At 40.3% G+C, this 18,662-nt stretch carries 23 protein-coding genes; 21 read left to right on the forward strand and 2 right to left on the reverse strand.

The features are described 5' to 3' along the window. The first annotated feature begins 53 nt into the window (after positions 1-53). The 3 genes from rimJ to QMY49_RS04425 are packed head-to-tail and all read left to right on the forward strand — an operon-like array spanning position 54 to position 1,713. Positions 54-638 (forward strand): ribosomal protein S5-alanine N-acetyltransferase, encoded by a 585-nt coding sequence (gene rimJ / locus QMY49_RS04415; protein WP_005445212.1) that lies wholly within the window; start codon positions 54-56, stop codon positions 636-638. After that, the gene (locus tag QMY49_RS04420) at positions 639-1,226 is read left to right on the forward strand and encodes an HD domain-containing protein (RefSeq protein ID WP_005445214.1); all 588 of its coding nucleotides are present in this window, start codon (positions 639-641) and stop codon (positions 1,224-1,226) included. Positions 1,227-1,239: 13 nt separating this feature from the next. Beyond that, positions 1,240-1,713, forward strand: coding sequence for a DUF2947 domain-containing protein (locus QMY49_RS04425; RefSeq protein WP_005445216.1), 474 nt, complete (start codon positions 1,240-1,242; stop codon positions 1,711-1,713). Between the two features lie 60 nt (positions 1,714-1,773). Here QMY49_RS04425 and QMY49_RS04430 read toward each other — a convergent pair whose 3' ends face one another. Then, positions 1,774-2,736 (reverse strand): integron integrase, encoded by a 963-nt coding sequence (locus QMY49_RS04430; protein WP_199450586.1) that lies wholly within the window; start codon positions 2,734-2,736, stop codon positions 1,774-1,776. A gap of 648 nt (positions 2,737-3,384) precedes the next feature. On the opposite strand from QMY49_RS04430, the gene QMY49_RS04435 reads away from it, so the two are divergent. The 11 genes from QMY49_RS04435 to QMY49_RS04525 all read left to right on the forward strand — a co-directional run bounded on the left by QMY49_RS04435 (position 3,385) and on the right by QMY49_RS04525 (position 12,279). After that, the gene (locus QMY49_RS04435) at positions 3,385-3,831 is read left to right on the forward strand and encodes a GNAT family N-acetyltransferase (RefSeq protein WP_283312987.1); all 447 of its coding nucleotides are present in this window, start codon (positions 3,385-3,387) and stop codon (positions 3,829-3,831) included. A gap of 146 nt (positions 3,832-3,977) precedes the next feature. Next, positions 3,978-4,337 (forward strand): hypothetical protein, encoded by a 360-nt coding sequence (locus QMY49_RS04440; protein WP_032550858.1) that lies wholly within the window; start codon positions 3,978-3,980, stop codon positions 4,335-4,337. A gap of 139 nt (positions 4,338-4,476) precedes the next feature. Further along, positions 4,477-4,881: a hydrolase gene (locus QMY49_RS04450; protein WP_224721380.1), complete on the forward strand. Its 405-nt coding sequence runs from the start codon at positions 4,477-4,479 to the stop codon at positions 4,879-4,881. Positions 4,882-5,052: 171 nt separating this feature from the next. Continuing rightward, positions 5,053-5,487 (forward strand): hypothetical protein, encoded by a 435-nt coding sequence (locus tag QMY49_RS04460; protein ID WP_283312995.1) that lies wholly within the window; start codon positions 5,053-5,055, stop codon positions 5,485-5,487. A gap of 154 nt (positions 5,488-5,641) precedes the next feature. Beyond that, a complete protein-coding gene (locus QMY49_RS04470) occupies positions 5,642-6,076 on the forward strand; it encodes a hypothetical protein (protein WP_038892661.1) in 435 nt (144 codons plus the stop codon). A 684-nt stretch (positions 6,077-6,760) separates the two neighbouring features. Beyond that, the gene (locus tag QMY49_RS04480; RefSeq protein WP_045384470.1) at positions 6,761-7,219 is read left to right on the forward strand and encodes a hypothetical protein; all 459 of its coding nucleotides are present in this window, start codon (positions 6,761-6,763) and stop codon (positions 7,217-7,219) included. A gap of 155 nt (positions 7,220-7,374) precedes the next feature. Then, positions 7,375-7,959, forward strand: a complete 585-nt coding sequence (locus tag QMY49_RS04485) for a hypothetical protein (RefSeq protein WP_283313003.1) — start codon at positions 7,375-7,377, stop codon at positions 7,957-7,959. 135 nt (positions 7,960-8,094) lie between these two features. After that, positions 8,095-8,514: a hypothetical protein gene (locus QMY49_RS04490; protein ID WP_283313004.1), complete on the forward strand. Its 420-nt coding sequence runs from the start codon at positions 8,095-8,097 to the stop codon at positions 8,512-8,514. Between the two features lie 296 nt (positions 8,515-8,810). After that, entirely contained in the window at positions 8,811-9,167 is a 357-nt protein-coding gene (locus QMY49_RS04500) for a hypothetical protein (RefSeq protein ID WP_155485664.1), read from the forward strand. 203 nt (positions 9,168-9,370) lie between these two features. Then, a complete protein-coding gene (locus QMY49_RS04510) occupies positions 9,371-10,840 on the forward strand; it encodes a DNA/RNA helicase domain-containing protein (RefSeq protein WP_283313010.1) in 1,470 nt (489 codons plus the stop codon). Between the two features lie 713 nt (positions 10,841-11,553). Beyond that, the gene (locus QMY49_RS04525; RefSeq protein ID WP_283313014.1) at positions 11,554-12,279 is read left to right on the forward strand and encodes a hypothetical protein; all 726 of its coding nucleotides are present in this window, start codon (positions 11,554-11,556) and stop codon (positions 12,277-12,279) included. A 217-nt stretch (positions 12,280-12,496) separates the two neighbouring features. On the opposite strand, the gene QMY49_RS04535 is transcribed toward QMY49_RS04525, so the two are convergent. Then, on the reverse strand, positions 12,497-12,799 hold the full coding sequence (locus QMY49_RS04535) for a hypothetical protein (protein ID WP_029790594.1): 303 nt from the start codon (positions 12,797-12,799) through the stop codon (positions 12,497-12,499). Between the two features lie 246 nt (positions 12,800-13,045). On the opposite strand from QMY49_RS04535, the gene QMY49_RS04545 reads away from it, so the two are divergent. The 7 genes from QMY49_RS04545 (at position 13,046) to QMY49_RS04605 (ending at position 18,611) form a co-directional block, all read left to right on the forward strand. Continuing rightward, on the forward strand, positions 13,046-13,477 hold the full coding sequence (locus tag QMY49_RS04545) for an NUDIX hydrolase (protein ID WP_283313017.1): 432 nt from the start codon (positions 13,046-13,048) through the stop codon (positions 13,475-13,477). A 138-nt stretch (positions 13,478-13,615) separates the two neighbouring features. Next, a complete protein-coding gene (locus tag QMY49_RS04555) occupies positions 13,616-13,930 on the forward strand; it encodes a hypothetical protein (RefSeq protein WP_019277227.1) in 315 nt (104 codons plus the stop codon). Between the two features lie 153 nt (positions 13,931-14,083). Further along, the gene (locus tag QMY49_RS04565; RefSeq protein ID WP_140245362.1) at positions 14,084-15,289 is read left to right on the forward strand and encodes an SH3 domain-containing protein; all 1,206 of its coding nucleotides are present in this window, start codon (positions 14,084-14,086) and stop codon (positions 15,287-15,289) included. 188 nt (positions 15,290-15,477) lie between these two features. Beyond that, complete coding sequence (locus QMY49_RS27300) at positions 15,478-15,819, forward strand: DUF6559 family protein (protein ID WP_488169063.1); 342 nt, start codon at positions 15,478-15,480, stop codon at positions 15,817-15,819. 147 nt (positions 15,820-15,966) lie between these two features. Continuing rightward, positions 15,967-16,281, forward strand: coding sequence for a hypothetical protein (locus QMY49_RS04575; RefSeq protein ID WP_019277227.1), 315 nt, complete (start codon positions 15,967-15,969; stop codon positions 16,279-16,281). Positions 16,282-16,416: 135 nt separating this feature from the next. After that, a complete protein-coding gene (locus QMY49_RS04585; protein WP_283313017.1) occupies positions 16,417-16,848 on the forward strand; it encodes an NUDIX hydrolase in 432 nt (143 codons plus the stop codon). Positions 16,849-18,266: 1,418 nt separating this feature from the next. Further along, a complete protein-coding gene (locus tag QMY49_RS04605) occupies positions 18,267-18,611 on the forward strand; it encodes a hypothetical protein (RefSeq protein ID WP_025549008.1) in 345 nt (114 codons plus the stop codon). The last annotated feature ends 51 nt before the right edge of the window (positions 18,612-18,662 follow it).

Here is an 18,662-nt window from a genome sequence, read left to right on the forward strand (position 1 = left end):
AAACTGGGCTATCCGAAAATTAATCCGAAATTAAATGGAAGTTGTCATTCGTAATGGAAGATAAAAGCTCCTCAATCGCCGTTCACAAGTTGGACGGCGACTTGCTTCTACGTACCGCAGAAATTGGTGATGCCGATATGATTGCGGCGTATTTTCAGACAAACCGAGAGTATTTAGCGCCTTTTGAACCAAAACGTGAAGAGGCATTTTACTCTGTCAACGGCTGGCTACAAAAGTTGATAAAACTGAACGAGCTGCATAGATTGGGGTTGGGCTACTACTGCCTACTCGTTCACGCTGAATCAGGTAAAATGCTCGGGACGCTCTCTTTCAGTAACCTGACCCGTTTCCCATTTTATGCCTGTAATGTGGGTTACTCTCTTGCTGAAGATGCGCAAGGAAATGGCTATATGCGCCGCGCGTTGAAAATGGCATGCGACTATATGTTTGATGTACAAAAGTTACATCGCATTCAAGCTGGCTACATGCCGCATAACACGCGAAGTGAAGCTGTTTTGCAACATGTCGGATTTGAAAGAGAAGGTTACGCAAAGGATTATTTGTTGATCAACGGTGAGTGGCAAGATCATGTGCTGACATCGCTGACTAACCCGAATTGGAATGCAGAGGCTCGATAGATGGAAAGGCTGGAAAAGCAGTTAGCGCTTTTGATAGAACTAGACCAACTGAAAAGCGTACTTCGACGCACTCGAGTAAAAAGCGCTGATGGACGTCTGGAAAATAGCGGTGAGCACAGCTGGCACGTTGCGCTAATGGCTGTTTTAATGCAAGAGCACGCTAATGCTCCAGTTGATATTGCGCGTGTGATGAAAATGCTGCTTATTCATGATGTGGTAGAGATCGACGCGGGCGATACCTTTGTTTATGATGTTGCAGCGTCTAAAGAGCAAGAAGAGAAAGAGTTCAGAGCGGCTCAGCGTTTGTTTGGTATGTTACCAAGCGATCAAGGTGAAGAACTGCTCGCTCTGTGGCATGAATTTGAAGCCGCGCAAAGTAATGATGCTAAATACGCTAAGGCGTTAGACCGCCTTATTCCAATGTTGCTCAACTACCACAATGATGGTCAAAGTTGGAAAGAAAATGGGGTGACGCGAGAGCAAGCGTTAACCATCAATAAAAGAATTGAGTTTGGCTCTGTCACATTATGGGACAAGGCTAAAGAACTGATTGAAGATGCCACCGAGAACGGTTGGTTGAAGTCGTAAGAAAGGAGACTGAATGTCTTATTTGCCTTTGGATGAATACCAAAGAAAATGGATTTTTACTCACCAGTCAATGCCAGTGCCGGAAGAAGACCTAGAGTTTATCAAACCAATGAGTCAAGCTCGCGCCGCGCAGTTCTGGAAAGAGAACATCAGTGCGCAAAGCCCTGATGCAGATCGTTTGAGCTCATCAGACTGGCCAATGAAAGAGTCTAACTGGTCACAAGAAGTCGATTGGATGGCTGCTTGGGAAGCTGATGAACCTGAACTTCCAGAAGAAGTGGCGACGTTTATTGACTGGCAAGATGATGTAACCGTGTACTTTTGCTATGAGAAATACAACGTGATTGAGACGAAGTGGTCAACGTTTAAAAAACACTGGAAGAATTTCTTGTTCTACGACGATGGTCCGATTTTGATTGGTCGTCGCCGCGCTCAAGCTCTGTGGTTTGACTCCAAAGGAAACGTCAAGCTAGGAGAGCGCCACTAGCACGACTTTCGCACATAAATGGCTAAAGCCACCGGTGTTTTACTCGGTGGCTTTTGTTTTTTATAGGCTCGATAAAGGGCTCAATACGCCGCCAGCACCTCGCTCGATTACATGCGTGTATATTTGTGTGGTTTTTACATCGGAATGCCCAAGCTGTTCCTGAACCGTGCGTATATCTGCACCGGACTCGAGTAAGTGCGTCGCAAAGCTGTGTCTGAGCGTGTGGCAAGTGACTGACTTTTCTATGCTTGCATCTTTTGCAGCTCGCTTCACTGCTCTTTGTATCGCGCTTTCATTGATATGGTGACGCCTAAACTCTCCTGTTTCGTTGTCGACATTTAACTTGGTGGAAGGGAAGAGGAAGTGCCAATTAAAATCCAGCTCGGCTCCAGGATATTTTCGACTTAAGCCATCGGCTATATTTACACCCGCATAACCTGCCACATGACGATCTTTTTGGTAATAATCTCTTGCTAAGTTTACTTGTGCTTTTAATGGTTCATGTAACTCTTTTGCCAGTGTCACTGTCCGGTTCTTGCCCCCCTTTCCTTGCCAAACTCTGATTGCTCCATAATCGTAATCGATATCTTGAATCCGCAATCGGAGACATTCCATGACTCGAAGCCCTGAACCATATAACAATTGAATATGGAGTTTATATCGTGGATCAATATGTCGAACAAAGCGGCGTACTTCATTCCTTGTTAACACCACTGGCAATTTCATTTCAGCCACTGACTTTTGAAATCGCATGTTTAATGAAAGTGGCATTTGAAAGTATTCACGGTATAAAAAAGAGATAGCATTTAATGCGAGAGCCTGCGTTTTTACTGCCACTTTTTCTTCAATCGCGAGGTGGCTAAGAAAGCCTTCAACATCATCTTCAGAAAGTTTCGAAGGGTGGGCTAGCTGGTGAAAATGTATGTATCGCTTTATCCAAAATAGGTAGGCTTCTATGGTCTTCTTGGCATAGTGACGTGAGATCATATGCTCTTTCACGCTGAGTAAAAACTGACTTTTCATTGTTTAATTTTAACTGGCTATTTATACAGTTTTGTTAATTTAGCGTGCTTAAACGAATTAGGCACGCCTGCGCCGTCTAATTGCGTGGCTGAGCACACAGATTCATACTGATTTTCTATTTGTTTCATGCAGATAAGTGCTAGCATGCATACTTTCTTTTGCATGAAAGAAGGCGGTAGCGTGCCTGAAAGATGGCTTAGAGCCGTATAGAAAGCGTTATTTCCGCAACGGATCTCTCAGGCTGAATGTACGTGGTTGTAGCCTAAGAGTGAAAGTGGCGGGGTAATAGGGTGGAAAAGCGGCGAAAAGGGCGAATATTGGTCATTTCCATGCTAGCCTTAAAGCGCTTTAAGCGCACCTTAATATGGCGCAGCAATTAAAGAGTGACGCTAAAGCGATTTAAGGTAGTGAGCTGCCAAATACTTCGGCTTCGATTTTTGCCTGCATACCGAAAATTTCTCGTCATATCAAAAGATTAGGCGTAAACATAGCCGACTTTAGTTGCGGAATAACAAGACGTTCAAGCCGATTCGAAACGCATTGGGGTTTTAGTGCCCAAATAGGCACGGATTTATCAGAGTTTATTTTAGGTTAGGGTGGATCTGCGTCTCTCACACCTTAACTGCGCGTTATGTGCTTGGAGGGGAAATGCAATTTATCGAAGTCAAAAGTAGCCAAATTCCGCTAGATTTGCTGCTCGAAGCAGATCCTTCTGAAGCGAGTATTTCATCATATCTATCCGAATCATGGTGCTTTGCTGCGTTAGATAATGAGCGTGTTTTAGCAGCATGTATAGTGAAGCCAGAAAACCAAACCCTTGCTGAGATCTTCAATATTTCTGTATATCCCAAGCTACAAGGTCAAGGAATTGGCTCTCAATTGCTTAGGTCAGTTCTGCCTCAGCTAGCAAGTAAGGGGATCACTCGTGTTGAATTGGGTACAGGCACCTTTGGTTATCAACTGACTTATTATCATCGTCTTGGCTTTCGAGTTGACTCAATCATCAAGGATCATTTCTTGCTGAACTACCCAGAACCAATATACGAAAATGGTATTCAACACAAAGACATGCTGAGACTATACGCACAGATTTAGCACGCACATAACAAAGCGTTTAAGACGGATTCCCAACGCTTGGCATTCTCAGTTTGCTTTGAATTTAGTGATTACGGCACAATAGTTTAGGTTGGGTGGTAGCGTTGCTCACCACTTAACGCGGCGTTATGTACTTGGAGAGAAATATGGATTTTCTCGTAGGCGTAGACCTTCAAGATTCATTTGTTTTGGGGTGGAACTACTGCGATCAAACTTTGGAAATTGAACTAGAGTTCAGCATCTGGCCTGAGTCTGAATACTATAAAACTCCAAAGGTAGGTGAGTATACTTGCTATCGCTTGGGCTCTCTTCTGTTTAACGATGTTTCGAGTATTACTGGGCTCTTGAATCAAAGTGATATACAACCGACCCTAGATCCTGATGGCTCAAAAGACTATGGAAACATAGAATACTTCGAAAAGAACCAATCATGTTTCAAGGTTGTTGGTAGCTTTGGGACCATAGAGTTTGAGAGCTCAGGTATTCATTTTGAGCTACGTACATAACAAACTGTTCAAGAGGGATTCGCAACGCGTGGCATTTTTACTATGCGTTGATTTTTTTGATTAAGGTGGTTTGCGGCGGCATCGGTATTGCGTTGCTCACCCCTTAACAGGGCGTTATGTGCTTTGGGAGAAAATGGACATGGATATTCCCGATAGATTCAAAAATGTAAGATACGTTTCATCCCGCATTCCAGGTTGCAAAGATGATTCCGACTTAACGCTTGGAGCTAACTGTCAGGTCTTTGCGTATAATCTGCTCAGAGACTTCGGTCTAAATCCACCTAACTACCGTTCTAGTGAACTGTGGAATGACTCAGAGTTGAGTGAGGTGGTCACTGAGTTTAAGCCGCTAGATATCATGTTGTACAACGACTCTGCTGACTCATACGGAGCACACGTTGGAGTGTACGCCGGTAATGGACTCGTCTACCATCTGTCTTTATCCAATGGCTTACCCAAGTTTGAGCGCCATTTAGACTTACTTCAACAAAGTAAGTATCGGTTTTTTATTGGTGCCAAGCGTATAAAGCAGTTTGGTGCATAACGTAAGCACGCACATAACAAACTGTTCAAGAGGGATTCGCAACGCGTGGCATTTTCACTATGCGTTGGTTTTAGTGTTTAAGGTGGTATGCGGTGGCTTTGGTATTGCGTTGCTCACCCCTTAACAGGGCGTTAGGCATACAAGGTTATTTTTAGCTTACAGGTCAAGTTTATGAGTTGGGCAAAATTAAAAACGGGTATTATTATATTTTTGGTCATCCTCATTTCTGAAGCAATTAGGCTATACACTGGGCTACCTATTACAATAATTGATATTGGGGTGCTGCCTATCACATGTTTGCTAATTTATTGTATGAAATATTATAGGTTTCCTTTTAGTAAAACATATAAAGATACGGATAATCTCCAACAACAAACGCTTTTTCAGCTAATTGGTTTCTTGCTTTTTACAATTATCTTAGCAGCAATGGGTAGCTGGTTAGCTTGGTTTGGAATTCAAGCTCCTCTAAAGTACTTCTCGAGTGTTAAAGGAGCCGCCCATGGATATACATTAATTCAAATTGGTGGTTTAACTGCTTTATACAGTATGTGGGGGGCACTTGTTTTCCTATTTAGGCTAGTTAAGTTACGTGATAAGTCTGCCTAACAAACTGTTTAAGAGTGATTCGCAACGCGTGGCATTTTTACTATGCGTTGGTTTTAGTGTTTAAGGTGGTATGCGGAAGCATCGGTATTGCGTTGCTCACACCTTAACAGGGCGTTAGGCATACAAGGTTATTTTTAGCTTACAGGTCAAGTTTATGAGTTGGGCAAAATTAAAAACGGGTATTATTATAGTTTTGGTCATCCTCATTTCTGAGGCAATTAGGCTATACACTGGGCTACCTATAACAATAATTGATATTGGGGTGCTTCCTATCACATGTTTGCTAATTTATTGTATGAAATATTATAGGTTTCCTTTTAGTAAAACATATAAAGATACGGATAATCTCCAACAACAAACGCTTTTTCAGCTAATTGGTTTCTTGCTTTTTACAATTATCTTAGCAGCAATGGGTAGCTGGATAGCTTGGCTTGGAATTCAAGCTCCTCTAAAGTACTTCTCGAGTGTTAAAGGAGCCGCCCATGGATATACATTAATTCAAATTGGTGGTTTAACTGCTTTATACAGTATGTGGGGGGCACTTGTTTTCCTATTTAGGCTAGTTAACTTACGTGATAAGTCTGCCTAACAAACTGTTTAAGAGTGATTCGCAACGCGTGGCATTTTTACTATGCGTTGGTTTAAGTGATTAAGGTGGTATGCGGTGGCATCGGTATTGCGTTACTCACACCTTAACAGGGCGTTAGTACGGGTTTGACATCAAAGGTCATAAGTTTTGGTGTTTATCTGTTTTGGCGCTCGTCTTTACACCTTTCAGCTTGTACCTTTCACGTTCTTTCCGGTGGCACTATATGCGGAGTGTTCGCTTTGATTTCGCCGTTTACGGCTTCTAACTCTTAGCCTATTTCTTTGGCGCTTTTTCATTTTTGTGGTGTTTTTTGAGAGAACCTTTATTACTTTTGGTGTGGCTGTTGAAGTACGAGGAAAGAATCCTTTTTTAATTTAAAGCCAGTGAAAGTAGGGCAGCTCAGTGCGTTTTTCTTCTAGCCAACTTTTGTCTTTCAATTGGGGTAAAGTTTTGTAGCTGCCCGTCTCACTTCAGTGTTCAAAGCCTTTCATATCATGACACTTTTCAATATCTTGGAGCGCATAAATAGAAGTAGCGCATGTACTAACAAATTGCTTAAGAGTGATTCGTAACGCGTGGCATTTTTACTTTGCGGTGGCTTATGGTGTTTAAGGCGCTGTGCGGTAGCTTTTGTATTGCGTTACTCACACCTTAGCAAGGCGTTATGTGTAATAAAGAGGTTTTATGAAAAAGTTTTTTAAAGTTTTTGCGATACTAGTTGCTCTAACTGTTGTTTTAATTGGGGGGCTACTGTTTTGGGCTGCCTCTCAAACAAGTGAGGTCACTGCTGAAGCGACTCCATTTATTGAAGAAAGCGTGCCTTTAATTTCAACATGGGAAATATCGCAGTTTGAACATCTATTTAGTATTGAAGGGCGTTCAGCGTTAAATAGTGATGAAGGTCAAAAAGTAATAGAGTATCTATCTAAAATAGGTGGTTTAAAATCCTTCGACTCCCCAACCTTTGTCAAATCTAAATCTTCTGTTGCTACTAGTGGTGAAAGTAAAGAAATAGCGATATTTACAGTTGAAGCAAAATTTGAAAATGGTGCGGGTTTGTTTACGTTCGTTCTTTCTAAAGTAGACTCAGAATACAAAATTGACCGCATAAATCTGAATTCGAATGCATTTTTGGATTTATAGTCAAAATTACACATAACAAGGCGTTTAAGGCAGATTCCCAACGCTTGGCATTTTGCATTCTAAATTGGGTTAAGTGTTTAAGGTGCAATAGTTTAGGTTGGGTAGATGGCGTTGCTCACTACTTAACGCGGCGTTAAGTGCTTCGAGGTAACTAAATGGACAGAGAGATATACATTTTAATTAGCGTCTTCTTGGGCGCTGTTGCTGCTTATATTACAGCGAGAGTGGCATCAACTAGCCAACAAAGAATTGCTCAAATAAACGCTGAGAAAGATTTGAGGATACATGAGAGTACGATAAGCGATGAACGAATAAAACTTGAGATTGCTTTAAGAAGAGAAAAGCTTGAAGAGCTTCATTCAATTTTGTCCAAAATCGCCTTAGAAAACTCTCAAACAGTTAGTTTTATTCAATCAGATGAAAAATTGGAACTATCTGAATTTAGGAAGAGATATCTATCTAACTGTGAGTTGATACACAAAGCTGAAGCTATTGCAGCGATCTACTATCCTGAAATGACAGGGCGAATTGAAAAAATATACGGTTGTTCAAATCTATTTTGGGGTTACCAAGAAGGCGTTTTACGAACTGACATTAATGAAAAAAGAGAGATTTGGCATGCTAACTTAGAAAAGGTCATTGAAGCAGGCAGAGAAATATCTTCAAATGCGAATAGTATCAAGCAGGATATAGAAAACAAAGGCAGCGCACTTAACAAAGCGTTTAAGAGTGATTCGTAACGCGTAGCATTTTTACTGTGCGTTTAGTTTAGTGTTTAAGGCGCAATGCTGAAGCTTTGATATTGCGTTACTCACACCTTAACGCGGCGTTAGGCAATCATGAGAATGGAGAAGTTTATGAGACGATATTGGGCTATGAAAACGTACAAAGAGTGGCATAGCACATTTGTTGAACAAAAAGTAATTGGCATTGATCAAGATGGCGTTGATTCTGACTATCTATCGCTCACTGAAGACCACATTAATGAATTGATTCAAAGTGGTATAAGCGAGTCCATAGAAAGGAACTTTAGACAGTTTACAAAATGGATGAACCCAGGTGATTACGTAATTATTGGAACCGGACAAACCACCAAATTTAACATATCGGCGATTGCTAAAGTTACTGGTGAGTACTATTTTGACACTGAGGTTTCGCCTAGGCATGTTAGAAAAGTCGAATTAGTCAAAGTGTTCAAAGAGCCTACGCCCCTCCAACGGTTTTCTCGAGTCGCACGAATAGAGCTAATCGACGAAATCGACTTTCACGAATCGATCATCTCACTGCTTGAGTAATTGCCTAACAAACTGTTTAAGAGTGATTCGCAACGCGTGGCATTTTCAGTATGCGTTGGTTTTAGTGTTTAAGGTGGTATGCGGCGGCTTTTGCATTGCGTTGCTCACACCTTAACAGGGCGTTATAGCGAGTCAAAAGGAGACAGCATTTGGATTTAATACGAAGGCTATTTGGTTATGAGTTTTTAGTACCTTTTGTAGTGACATGCTTAATCTATGGCATGCTCTTTGTTTTCGTGTATTTTGTCTACAAAGTAGTACGGTCATACATTGTAAAGTTCTATGTCTCTTCCAGTTTGGATTCTGAAACAAAGCAAAATATTGATCGAATTATCGCACTGGCGAAAATTATCGATGTTCCCGGTGAGTTACCGGATAACTACCAATCTCTATGGAGCTCTATATACAAGAATAAGAACCAACGTGAGAGTATGAAGAGTTCTATTGGTATTTTTGAACTAACAATACATAACTATAAAAAATCAGCTAGAGAGCCCACTGACTTGCTAGAAGTTATCGACTTACTTGATGGCTTTAAAGTGCAAGCGCTTCGTCAGAAAAAGTTTTTCTATGAAACTAATGAAGCAATAAATATTTCGCTTTCATATTTATTGGTCTCAAAGCATTTTTTAGTATCAAGTGATTCGCTATAACAAACTGTTTAAGAGTGATTCGCAACGCGTGGCATTTTTACTATGCGTTGCGTTCAGTGTTTAAGGTGGCATGCGGAGGCTTCGGTATTGCGTTGCTCACACCTTAACAGGGCGTTAGTTGCCACTCAGTTTTCAAGCAAAGGAGTGGACTGATTACTCCCAATGATTAAAATGAAATTTACAGTTAGTTGTTAGGTATAAAAATGAAAAGTATAAATATACTATCTCTCATTCAAGCGCACTCAGCACTTGAACCGACAGAATATGGCTCATACATCCAGCACTACGGAGTAGACATAAAGAATAATGAGGTTGAAGACCTTCGGCACCTAGCAATAAATATGTACGAAGTCTTACCTTTTATTAACATATTCAATGATTTCTATGTTGGATACAAAATCCAGCATATCAGTAAAGAGTTTGACTTGTTGAGGTTTGGTAGTAATTACATTATTAATATAGAGTTAAAAAATAATAGTGACGAACTAAAAATCAAGAAACAGCTAAAAAGAAATAAATACTACCTAAGTCACATTAATAGAGTGGTTCATAATTTTACCTATGTCGTGCAAAGCAACCAACTTTATAAGTTGGATGGAAACGAAGAATTAGAATTGGTGAGCTTCAACTTGTTAACTCAATTGCTGACTAACCAGAACTTATTAGCACTAGATAACCCAGATTCACTGTTTAACCCATCTGATTACTTAGTTTCGCCATTTAATTCCACAGATAAATTTATTAATAATCAATACTTTCTGACTAATCAACAAGAAGATATTAAAGATCAAGTCATTAGCAAGATCGGTAATGGTTCAAGGGAGTTTATTTCTATCAATGGTGGTCCGGGGACTGGGAAAACTCTTCTGACTTACGATATTATCAAACATGCAAAAAATACTCATAACACTCTGATTGTGCATTGTGGGCAACTGAACCAAGGGCACATGAAACTAATCCAAAAGGGGTGGAATATCATCCCTATTAAGAGTTTAACAAGTTATAATTTATCTGCTGTAGACTTGGTTGTAGTTGACGAAACTCAAAGAATATATGCAAGGCAGTTGGAGCAGTTAGTTACAGATGCTAACAATCACAATATATCTTGTATATTCTCTTATGACAAACAACAAACTCTATCATCAAGAGAGCGTTTAGCTGATATTGAGACTAAAATAAATGGAATTAACGGTATTGTTAAGTTTAAACTTTCAGAAAAAATTAGAACTAATAAAGAAATAGCTAGTTTTATAAAGGTGTTATTTAACAGCAGGCGAACAGATGTTAAATTCAACAACTGTGGGAATATCGACTTTGATTACTTTACAGATTTGCCTACAGTAAAAAATTATATTCAGTTAATTAGTAACGACGGTTGGGAAGTTTTAAAATTAACCCCTTCGCTATACGATACAGAGCATCACGAATCGTATGCTAATGCTGAAAGTAAAACCTCTCATACAGTTATCGGTCAAGAGTTTGATAATGTCGCAGTTGTGATCGATGAGTTTTTCTCTTATGACACTAATGGTATGTTGGTCTATCGTTCAAGAACATATTATGACTCAGTCAAAATGTTGTTCCAAAATATTACACGTACTCGAAAGCGACTAAAATTAGTCATAATTGGTAATAAGCAGGTCTTGAATAGGTGTCTGTCAATTTTAAAGTAATGTGTACAGGCAACTAACAATCTGTTTAAGAGTGATTCGCAACGCGTGGCATATTTACTATGCGTTGCGTTTTGTGTTTAAGGTGGCATGCGGGAGCTTCGGTATTGCGTTGCTCACACCTTAACAGGGCGTTAGTACGGGTTTGACATCGAAGGTCATAAGTTTTGATGTTTATCTGTTTTGGCACTCGTGTTTACACCTTTCAGTTAGTGCCTTTCACGTTCTTTCCGGTGGCACTATATGAGGAGTGCTCGCTTTGATTTCACTGCTTACGGTTTCTAACTCTTACCCTATTTCTTTGGCGCTTCTTCTATTTCGTGGTTTTTACTAAGTCAGAATTGTCTTTCTTTGGTGTTGCCGTCGAAGTACGAGGATCGAATCCTTTTCTAATTTGAAGCAAGTGAAAGTAGGGCATTTCAGTGCGTTTTTCTTCTAGCCAACTTTCGTCTCTCAATGGCAGTAAAGTTTTGTAGCTGCCCGTCTCACTTCAGTGTTCAAAGCCTTTCATATCATGCATCTTTTCAATATCTTGGAGCGCACAAATAGAAGTAACGCATGTACTAACAAATTGCTTAAGAGTGATTCGTAACGCGTGGCATTTTTACTTTGCGGTGGCTTATGTGATTAAGGCGCTGTGCGGTAGCTTTTGTATTGCGTTACTCACACCTTAGCAAGGCGTTAGTTTTATCCGTCAGTTTATCGTAGGAAAAATAGTGGTTATACAAGAACAAGCGTTAAGCAAATTAGCGAATGCCATGAGGATTTATGGCGAAGCACATATGAATTTCAATCGTTTAAAGTTGGTTGATGCCGAAGAGGCTATTGATAACTTAGATAGGGCTATGGAAGCAAAACTTGAAGCTTTCCATAGCTTGTATGATGTAACAAAGGATCTTTTTGATTACTTTGACCATGCAGATACAGCAGTTCTGATTTTATTGAGAAATGCGGTTCATCACCGTAACCATTTGTTATTTAAAACTTGGAATCAAGAAATGGGCTTAAATGATGGGCACAAGAAGTATCTAGGTGGAGAGTTTTTGCTCGCAAGCCACGACATATTGACTAGTGGTCATAAAATGAAGCACTTATATAAGCTAGAGGACTTCTACCTCCGAGTTGATGCTTCACTAGGCTCACCATTTCTTGAAGATCGTATGAGTGATAAAAATCGCCAGAAATTGTTAAACCAGCTTGAAAATGATCTGAGCTTTGGCGAGCTTAAAAAGTATGCCCAAGGTGAAAGATATCCGCTAAAGCAGGTTTATGTAAATATAATCCCAATTTATATATCAGCAGATGTTAAAGTCTTTAAAGCTCTCAATGATCAAGGTGTAAAGTTTGTCGGCTTTGATGCAAACGCATACAAAGAAGCATTTACAAATGAATTAGCTGTAGATTTAAGGACATTTGAGTATTCAACAATACGGATCTTATAAAATAAAACTAACAAACTGTTCAAGAGGGATTCGCAACGCGTGGCATTTTTACTATGCGTTGGTTTAAGTGATTAAGGTGGTATGCGGCGGCTTTGGTATTGCGTTGCTCACCCCTTAACAGGGCGTTAGTCGCCAGAAAAAGCTAGCAATCAAAATCATGTTTCTAAGCTTAAAATTTTGCTGATGATTGTTTGCTATACAGGCTCTTCATCGATACTCAAAAATCAGTTTCAGCTGTTTTAAGTCCAAAGTTTTGCAAGTGTCCAAGCGATTTTTTTGTTCTTTGGTGCTGGCAGAACAGGACAATCGAGCGTCTGTTCTTGGTTGCGACTCCGCTCGGTGAGTTTGCTGGTTCAAAAGCTGATTTATTCGCAGAAAGCACGTTTTCTCTGGTGTGGTAAGTTCCACGTGGTTTCAGTAACTTTGTTGAAAGTCCGCATTGTGAGATTGGTTTTCCAAAAGCGCTTGTTGGTGTTGCCAGTCCGTTTTCTACGGCGTTGGTTGTTCCAAGTGGTTTCATTAAACAGCCGCTTTGAGACTACGCCTGACTTAAGTGCATCAAAGCACATGAAGTTTGTTGTTCGCAAAGTTTAGTTTGGCTTAAAATTGTCGCTCGGTGCCTCGCGACTAACAAACTGCTCAAGAGGGATTCACAACGCGTGGCATTTTTACTATGCGTTGATTTTAGTGATTAAGGTGGTTTGCGGCGGCTTCGGTATTGCGTTGCTCACCCCTTAGCAGGGCGTTATATGCACGGGAAAGTTCAGTGACTGAAAGGGTTCAAAATAGAGAAGTTAAAGTGTGTCCTGTCGTATTGCGAAAATCAGGTTCTGCTCTAGAATCGCTGCTATTTGAACATCCTTTAGCCAATGTTCAGCTGGTAAAAGGGACATTAGAATTAACAGATTGCTCAGTGGAAAGCGCTGCGCTTAGAGAACTGAAAGAGGAGTCTGGTATCTCCAATGTTGCCAATACTAAGTATCTCGGTAGTTGGGAGAGTGGCTTTCAAAATCAGCAGTGGCACTTTGTCCTTTGTGAAATAGCGCAAGACTTGCCGAATAGCTGGAGTTTCTATACTCAAGATGACGGCGGGCATGAATTAAGTTTTTTCGGGCATAAGCTCGGAGATAATCCGACATTTAAGTGCCATAAACTGTTCTCTAATGCCATTAAGCAAGTCGAAATGCTGTGCATATAACAAATTGTTCAAGAGTGATTCGGCACGCGTGGCATTTTTACCATGCGTTGGTTTTAATGGTTAAGGTGGTATGCGGAAGCTTCGGTATTGCGTGCCTCACACCTTAACAAGGCGTTATGTGGTTAAACAGGATGAGCTATGAGTTGTGATAACTGCAAACAAATTAAATTGGAAATCAGCAATCCGAATGACTTGGTTGAAGCAATTCTCCTTGTTAGAAGAAACGTCGAATCTAAAAGTCTTAAATATCTAGGGTACGGTGCTTTTGGTGAACCTTTCTCAAGATTTTCTAAAGGGAAGTATTGGGGAGATATCGTAAATAACTATTTTGCTTGTAGATCGTGTGGTCAACTAATCCATCTCAGAGCTGAAACTTATCACGGAAGCGGCGGTAAACTGGTTCATAGAGCTGCGCTGACTGAGAAAGTTTGCATAGATGGCTTCACCACATAACAAACTGTTTAAGAGCGATTCGCAACGCGTGGCATTTTTACTATGCGTTGGTTTTAGTGTTTAAGGTGGTATGCGGCAGCTTCGGTATTGTGTTGCTCACACCTTAACAGGGCGTTAGATTTTATTTGAGTTCATCTGTTTATTGGTAAAAAAGTGACTGAAAGTAACAAAAGTTCAAAAATGATTGACGCACTAAGCTCTGATGAAATGTTAAGGCAGGTGTCCTCATTCGAATCGTCAGCATTGAAACAAGCTAGTGAAGTAGTGAAGCAAATGTCTCTGCATGAATCTTCGGCTTTAAAGCAAGCAAGTGAGGCGGCAAGGCAAATGTCGTTGTATGAATCGTCGGTCTTAAAGCAAGCAAGTGAAGCGGCAAGGCAAATGTCGCTGTATGAATCGTCGGTTTTGAAGCAAGCAAGCGAAGCAGCAAGGCAAATGTCGTTGTATGAATCGTCGGTTTTGAAACAAGCAAGCGAAGCAGCAAGGCAAATGTCGTTGTATGAATCGTCGGTTTTGAAACAAGCAAGTGAAGCAGCAAGGCAAATGTCGCTATATGAATCGTCGGTTTTAAAGCAAGCAAGTGAAGCGGCAAGACAAATGTCGCTATATGAGTCGTCGGCTTTAAAACAAGCGAGTGAAATAGCTAAGCAAATGTCACAATATGAGCTTTCAGCTCTGAAACAAGCAAAAGACAATTGGAAATCTCTTGCAATGCAAGAAGCTGCTTCGTTAATGGCTGCTAGCTCGATTTCTCGTATGTTTGTCGCAAATGATTCCGTGGCTATCCAAGCAGTAAGAGAAATGTCAGGTTCCATTTTACAGCAAAACTTAGCTGGAATTTTGGACAACTCAAATGTTGAAGCTGGCTTTGAGATTAATGCAGATGCTATCGAGGACGCTGTCACTCAATTTAGCACGGCTCCATCACCAGATAGTAATGGTGGTGTTTTAGACTGGTACAATAACCAACCGCCTTCAACGCAGTTGATCATTGGGCTCATTTTTAGTTATTGGATTGGAGTATTTTGCAATTTATCCATGCCACTTTATGAGGATTGGTCACAGCTATTTAACGATACAAACTCTAGGGTAGCTCCTAAGTTAGTTGTGAAAGAAGCACACAAAGAGTACGACTTAACTGACCTCAAGAGTTACCGTTTTGTTGTCGCTTCAATCTTACATGTTAGGAATGACGCAACGATTAACTCTGAAATAATAGATGAACTAGCAAATGGAAAAACTGTAAAGTTTATCGAAAAGTCAAAACGGTGGGTGCGGGTTGAGTATTTGTGCGATGAAACGGGAGAATATAGAGTTGGTTGGGTCTTTGCGAGGTATTTGCATAGATTCGAGATCTAAAATCTAACAAAGCATTTAAGAGTGATTCGCCACGCTTGGCATTTTTAGCTTGGGTTAAGTTCAGTGATTACGGTGCTAAAATTGGGTTTCGTGGTCGCGTGGCTCACACCTTAATGCGGCGTTAAGTGCATTCGATGTCAACATGACTCAATAGCATGTATTTTTTTGCAATAGGAAGCATAGATATGATGAAGCTTATAGAACCATGGTTGTTTCACCGTAGGGCTATGTACATTGCAAGGAAGTTAATTCCACTGCTTCTCTTATATGGAAAAAAGACTAGATACTCTAAGGAAGAAGTGGACTATGCAATTGAAAGATCAAAATTATCGAAAAAGCACGTAACACTAGCATATGCTATTTATTGTGTAGACTTGTCGCAATACGACTTCCACAGAAGTGAAAGTTTCGAAGAGTACTTATCTCACAAATGTAAGTATGAACCAGCAAATCAACGATTTGATGTAGCCTCTTTTGCTCACTACTCTTCGGATGATTGCACTTCTAACGATGGTGGAGGTGGCGAGTAATGCACTTAACAAATTGTTCAAGAGTGATTCGGCACGCGTGGCATTTTTAATATGCGTTAGGTTTAGTGATTAAGGTATTATGCGGAGGCTTCGGTATTGCGTGCCTCACACCTTAACAAGGCGTTATGTGGTTAAACAGGATGAGCTATGAGTTGTGATAACTGCAAACAAATTAAATTGGAAATCAGCAATCCGAATGACTTGGTTGAAGCAATTCTCCTTGTTAGAAGAAACGTCGAATCTAAAAGTCTTAAATATCTAGGGTACGGTGCTTTTGGTGAACCTTTCTCAAGATTTTCTAAAGGGAAGTATTGGGGAGATATCGTAAATAACTATTTTGCTTGTAGATCGTGTGGTCAACTAATCCATCTCAGAGCTGAAACTTATCACGGAAGCGGCGGTAAACTGGTTCATAGAGCTGCGCTGACTGAGAAAGTTTGCATAGATGGCTTCACCACATAACAAACTGTTTAAGAGCGATTCGCAACGCGTGGCATTTTTACTATGCGTTGGTTTTAGTGTTTAAGGTGGTATGCGGCAGCTTCGGTATTGTGTTGCTCACACCTTAACAGGGCGTTATATGCACGGGAAAGTTCAGTGACTGAAAGGGTTCAAAATAGAGAAGTTAAAGTGTGTCCTGTCGTATTGCGAAAATCAGGTTCTGCTCTAGAATCGCTGCTATTTGAACATCCTTTAGCCAATGTTCAGCTGGTAAAAGGGACATTAGAATTAACAGATTGCTCAGTGGAAAGCGCTGCGCTTAGAGAACTGAAAGAGGAGTCTGGTATCTCCAATGTTGCCAATACTAAGTATCTCGGTAGTTGGGAGAGTGGCTTTCAAAATCAGCAGTGGCACTTTGTCCTTTGTGAAATAGCGCAAGACTTGCCGAATAGCTGGAGTTTCTATACTCAAGATGACGGCGGGCATGAATTAAGTTTTTTCGGGCATAAGCTCGGAGATAATCCGACATTTAAGTGCCATAAACTGTTCTCTAATGCCATTAAGCAAGTCGAAATGCTGTGCATATAACAAATTGTTCAAGAGTGATTCGGCACGCGTGGCATTTTTACCATGCGTTGGTTTTAATGGTTAAGGTGGTATGCGGAAGCTTCGGTATTGCGTGCCTCACACCTTAACAAGGCGTTAGTCGCCAGAAAAAGCTAGCAATCAAAATCATGTTTCTAAGATCAAAACTTGGCTACTGGTTGTTTGATTCATAGTTCCATCTTCGACGATCAAAGCTCATTTTCATTGGTTCTAAATCAATGCATTGCTATTTTCTAAGCGGTTGTTTCGTTCTTTGGTGGTGATAGAGCGGAGCAATCGAAAATCTGTTTTTGGTTGCAAATCTGCTCGGTGAGTTTGTTGGTTTAAAGGCTTATTTACTTGCTGAAAAGACGTTTTCTCTGGTGTTGTAAGTTCCACGTGGTTTCAGTGACTTTGTTGAAAGTCCGCACTGTGAGATTGGTTTTCCAAAAGCGCTTTTTGGTGTTGTCAGTCCGTTATCTCCGGCGTTTTATGTTTCAAGTGGTTTCATTGAGTAGCCGTTTTGAGACTACGCCTGACTTAAATGCATCAAAGCACATAAAGTTTGTTGTTCGCAAAGTTTAGTTCGGCTTAAAATTGTCGCTCGGTGCCTCGCGACTAACAAACTGCTCAAGAGGGATTCGCAACGCGTGGCATTTTCACTATGCGTTGAATTTAGTGATTAAGGTGGTTTGCGGTAGCATTGGTATTGCGTTGCTCACCCCTTAGCAGGGCGTTATGTGCTTTGGTGTTGATGGCGTATAGTTGTACATGAAAGTCATTTTAAATTAGGTAAAAGGAATTACTATGTCCAAAAAGGAATCGAATAAAAGTACTGCAATAAAGTTGGGTTTGTTCATGGCTGGCTCGGTATTTGGTGCAGCCTTGTATATCTTTTTTGCGTTTCCAACATCTTGATTGTTCGGGTTACTAAATGTCGTCGGTTGGGTAGTCACAGTTAGGCTCAAGTTACATGTAGGGATAGAAAATTAGCTGCCATCGTATACATCATTGTCACACTTCTTATGGTTAAAGTACTTTAAAGAAGAGAGTCTCCAAAAGTGTACTTTTTTATTTCGCACTTGAACTCTATTTTTGTGCAGTTGCGGTCGCCTCTTATATCGATTATCTGTTTTGTGAGCAAAGGTGTTCAACTTAAGCACGCACATAACAAACTGTTTAAGAGTGATTCGCAACGCGTGGCATTTTTACTATGCGTTGCGTTTAGTGTTGAAGGTGGTATGCGGGAACTTCGGTATTGCGTTGCTCACACCTTAACAGGGCGTTATTGCTCATTTAGCAACCAAATGTAGATAACGTTTAGTTATAAACCTGATTGAAATTATTGATTATACCTTTCTGAGTACTTTCAGTATTCTCATCAACTTTTTGATAAAAATCATGCTAATGAGAGGTCTAGTGTGTTTGATTTGGTTGGTATTGTCGAAGCATTTGAACAGCCATATAAAATGGAATGTGTATTAATAGCAGACCAAGTGTTTAAAGGTGATAAGAATCAGCATAGAGAAGAAGCTGGTCAAATAGGAAGTAAGCATGACGCATACTTTAACTCGAAACATTTCAATTCATATGTTGGACGATTTATGTATATGAACAATGAAGTCGCTAGATCTGGAGATAAAATAATAATCAGAGAATATGGCTTTGGTGAGATTATATGGGATAAGGAAACTAACATATTGAAAGCGGTTCACTATGGCACATCCATTGATCGTGAAATGCATTATTCATGCAAGAAAATTTGATATGAAAGCTTCTGAAAGTGCTTGTTTTAAATGAGAAATAACAAACTGTTT

The sequence above is a fragment of the Vibrio harveyi genome, from assembly GCF_030060435.1.
Lineage (GTDB): Bacteria > Pseudomonadota > Gammaproteobacteria > Enterobacterales > Vibrionaceae > Vibrio > Vibrio harveyi.

Bases quoted from the DNA above. Each gene is read 5' to 3' on its own strand.
- rimJ (WP_005445212.1), top strand. From the start codon at position 54: ATGGAAGATAAAAGCTCCTCAATCGCCGTTCACAAGTTGGACGGCGAC.
- QMY49_RS04420 (WP_005445214.1), top strand. From the start codon at position 639: ATGGAAAGGCTGGAAAAGCAGTTAGCGCTTTTGATAGAACTAGACCAA.
- QMY49_RS04425 (WP_005445216.1), top strand. From the start codon at position 1,240: ATGTCTTATTTGCCTTTGGATGAATACCAAAGAAAATGGATTTTTACT.
- QMY49_RS04430 (WP_199450586.1), bottom strand. From the start codon at position 2,736: ATGAAAAGTCAGTTTTTACTCAGCGTGAAAGAGCATATGATCTCACGT.
- QMY49_RS04435 (WP_283312987.1), top strand. From the start codon at position 3,385: ATGCAATTTATCGAAGTCAAAAGTAGCCAAATTCCGCTAGATTTGCTG.
- QMY49_RS04440 (WP_032550858.1), top strand. From the start codon at position 3,978: ATGGATTTTCTCGTAGGCGTAGACCTTCAAGATTCATTTGTTTTGGGG.
- QMY49_RS04450 (WP_224721380.1), top strand. From the start codon at position 4,477: ATGGATATTCCCGATAGATTCAAAAATGTAAGATACGTTTCATCCCGC.
- QMY49_RS04460 (WP_283312995.1), top strand. From the start codon at position 5,053: ATGAGTTGGGCAAAATTAAAAACGGGTATTATTATATTTTTGGTCATC.
- QMY49_RS04470 (WP_038892661.1), top strand. From the start codon at position 5,642: ATGAGTTGGGCAAAATTAAAAACGGGTATTATTATAGTTTTGGTCATC.
- QMY49_RS04480 (WP_045384470.1), top strand. From the start codon at position 6,761: ATGAAAAAGTTTTTTAAAGTTTTTGCGATACTAGTTGCTCTAACTGTT.
- QMY49_RS04485 (WP_283313003.1), top strand. From the start codon at position 7,375: ATGGACAGAGAGATATACATTTTAATTAGCGTCTTCTTGGGCGCTGTT.
- QMY49_RS04490 (WP_283313004.1), top strand. From the start codon at position 8,095: ATGAAAACGTACAAAGAGTGGCATAGCACATTTGTTGAACAAAAAGTA.
- QMY49_RS04510 (WP_283313010.1), top strand. From the start codon at position 9,371: ATGAAAAGTATAAATATACTATCTCTCATTCAAGCGCACTCAGCACTT.
- QMY49_RS04535 (WP_029790594.1), bottom strand. From the start codon at position 12,799: ATGAAACCACTTGGAACAACCAACGCCGTAGAAAACGGACTGGCAACA.
- QMY49_RS04555 (WP_019277227.1), top strand. From the start codon at position 13,616: ATGAGTTGTGATAACTGCAAACAAATTAAATTGGAAATCAGCAATCCG.
- QMY49_RS27300 (WP_488169063.1), top strand. From the start codon at position 15,478: ATGAAGCTTATAGAACCATGGTTGTTTCACCGTAGGGCTATGTACATT.
- QMY49_RS04575 (WP_019277227.1), top strand. From the start codon at position 15,967: ATGAGTTGTGATAACTGCAAACAAATTAAATTGGAAATCAGCAATCCG.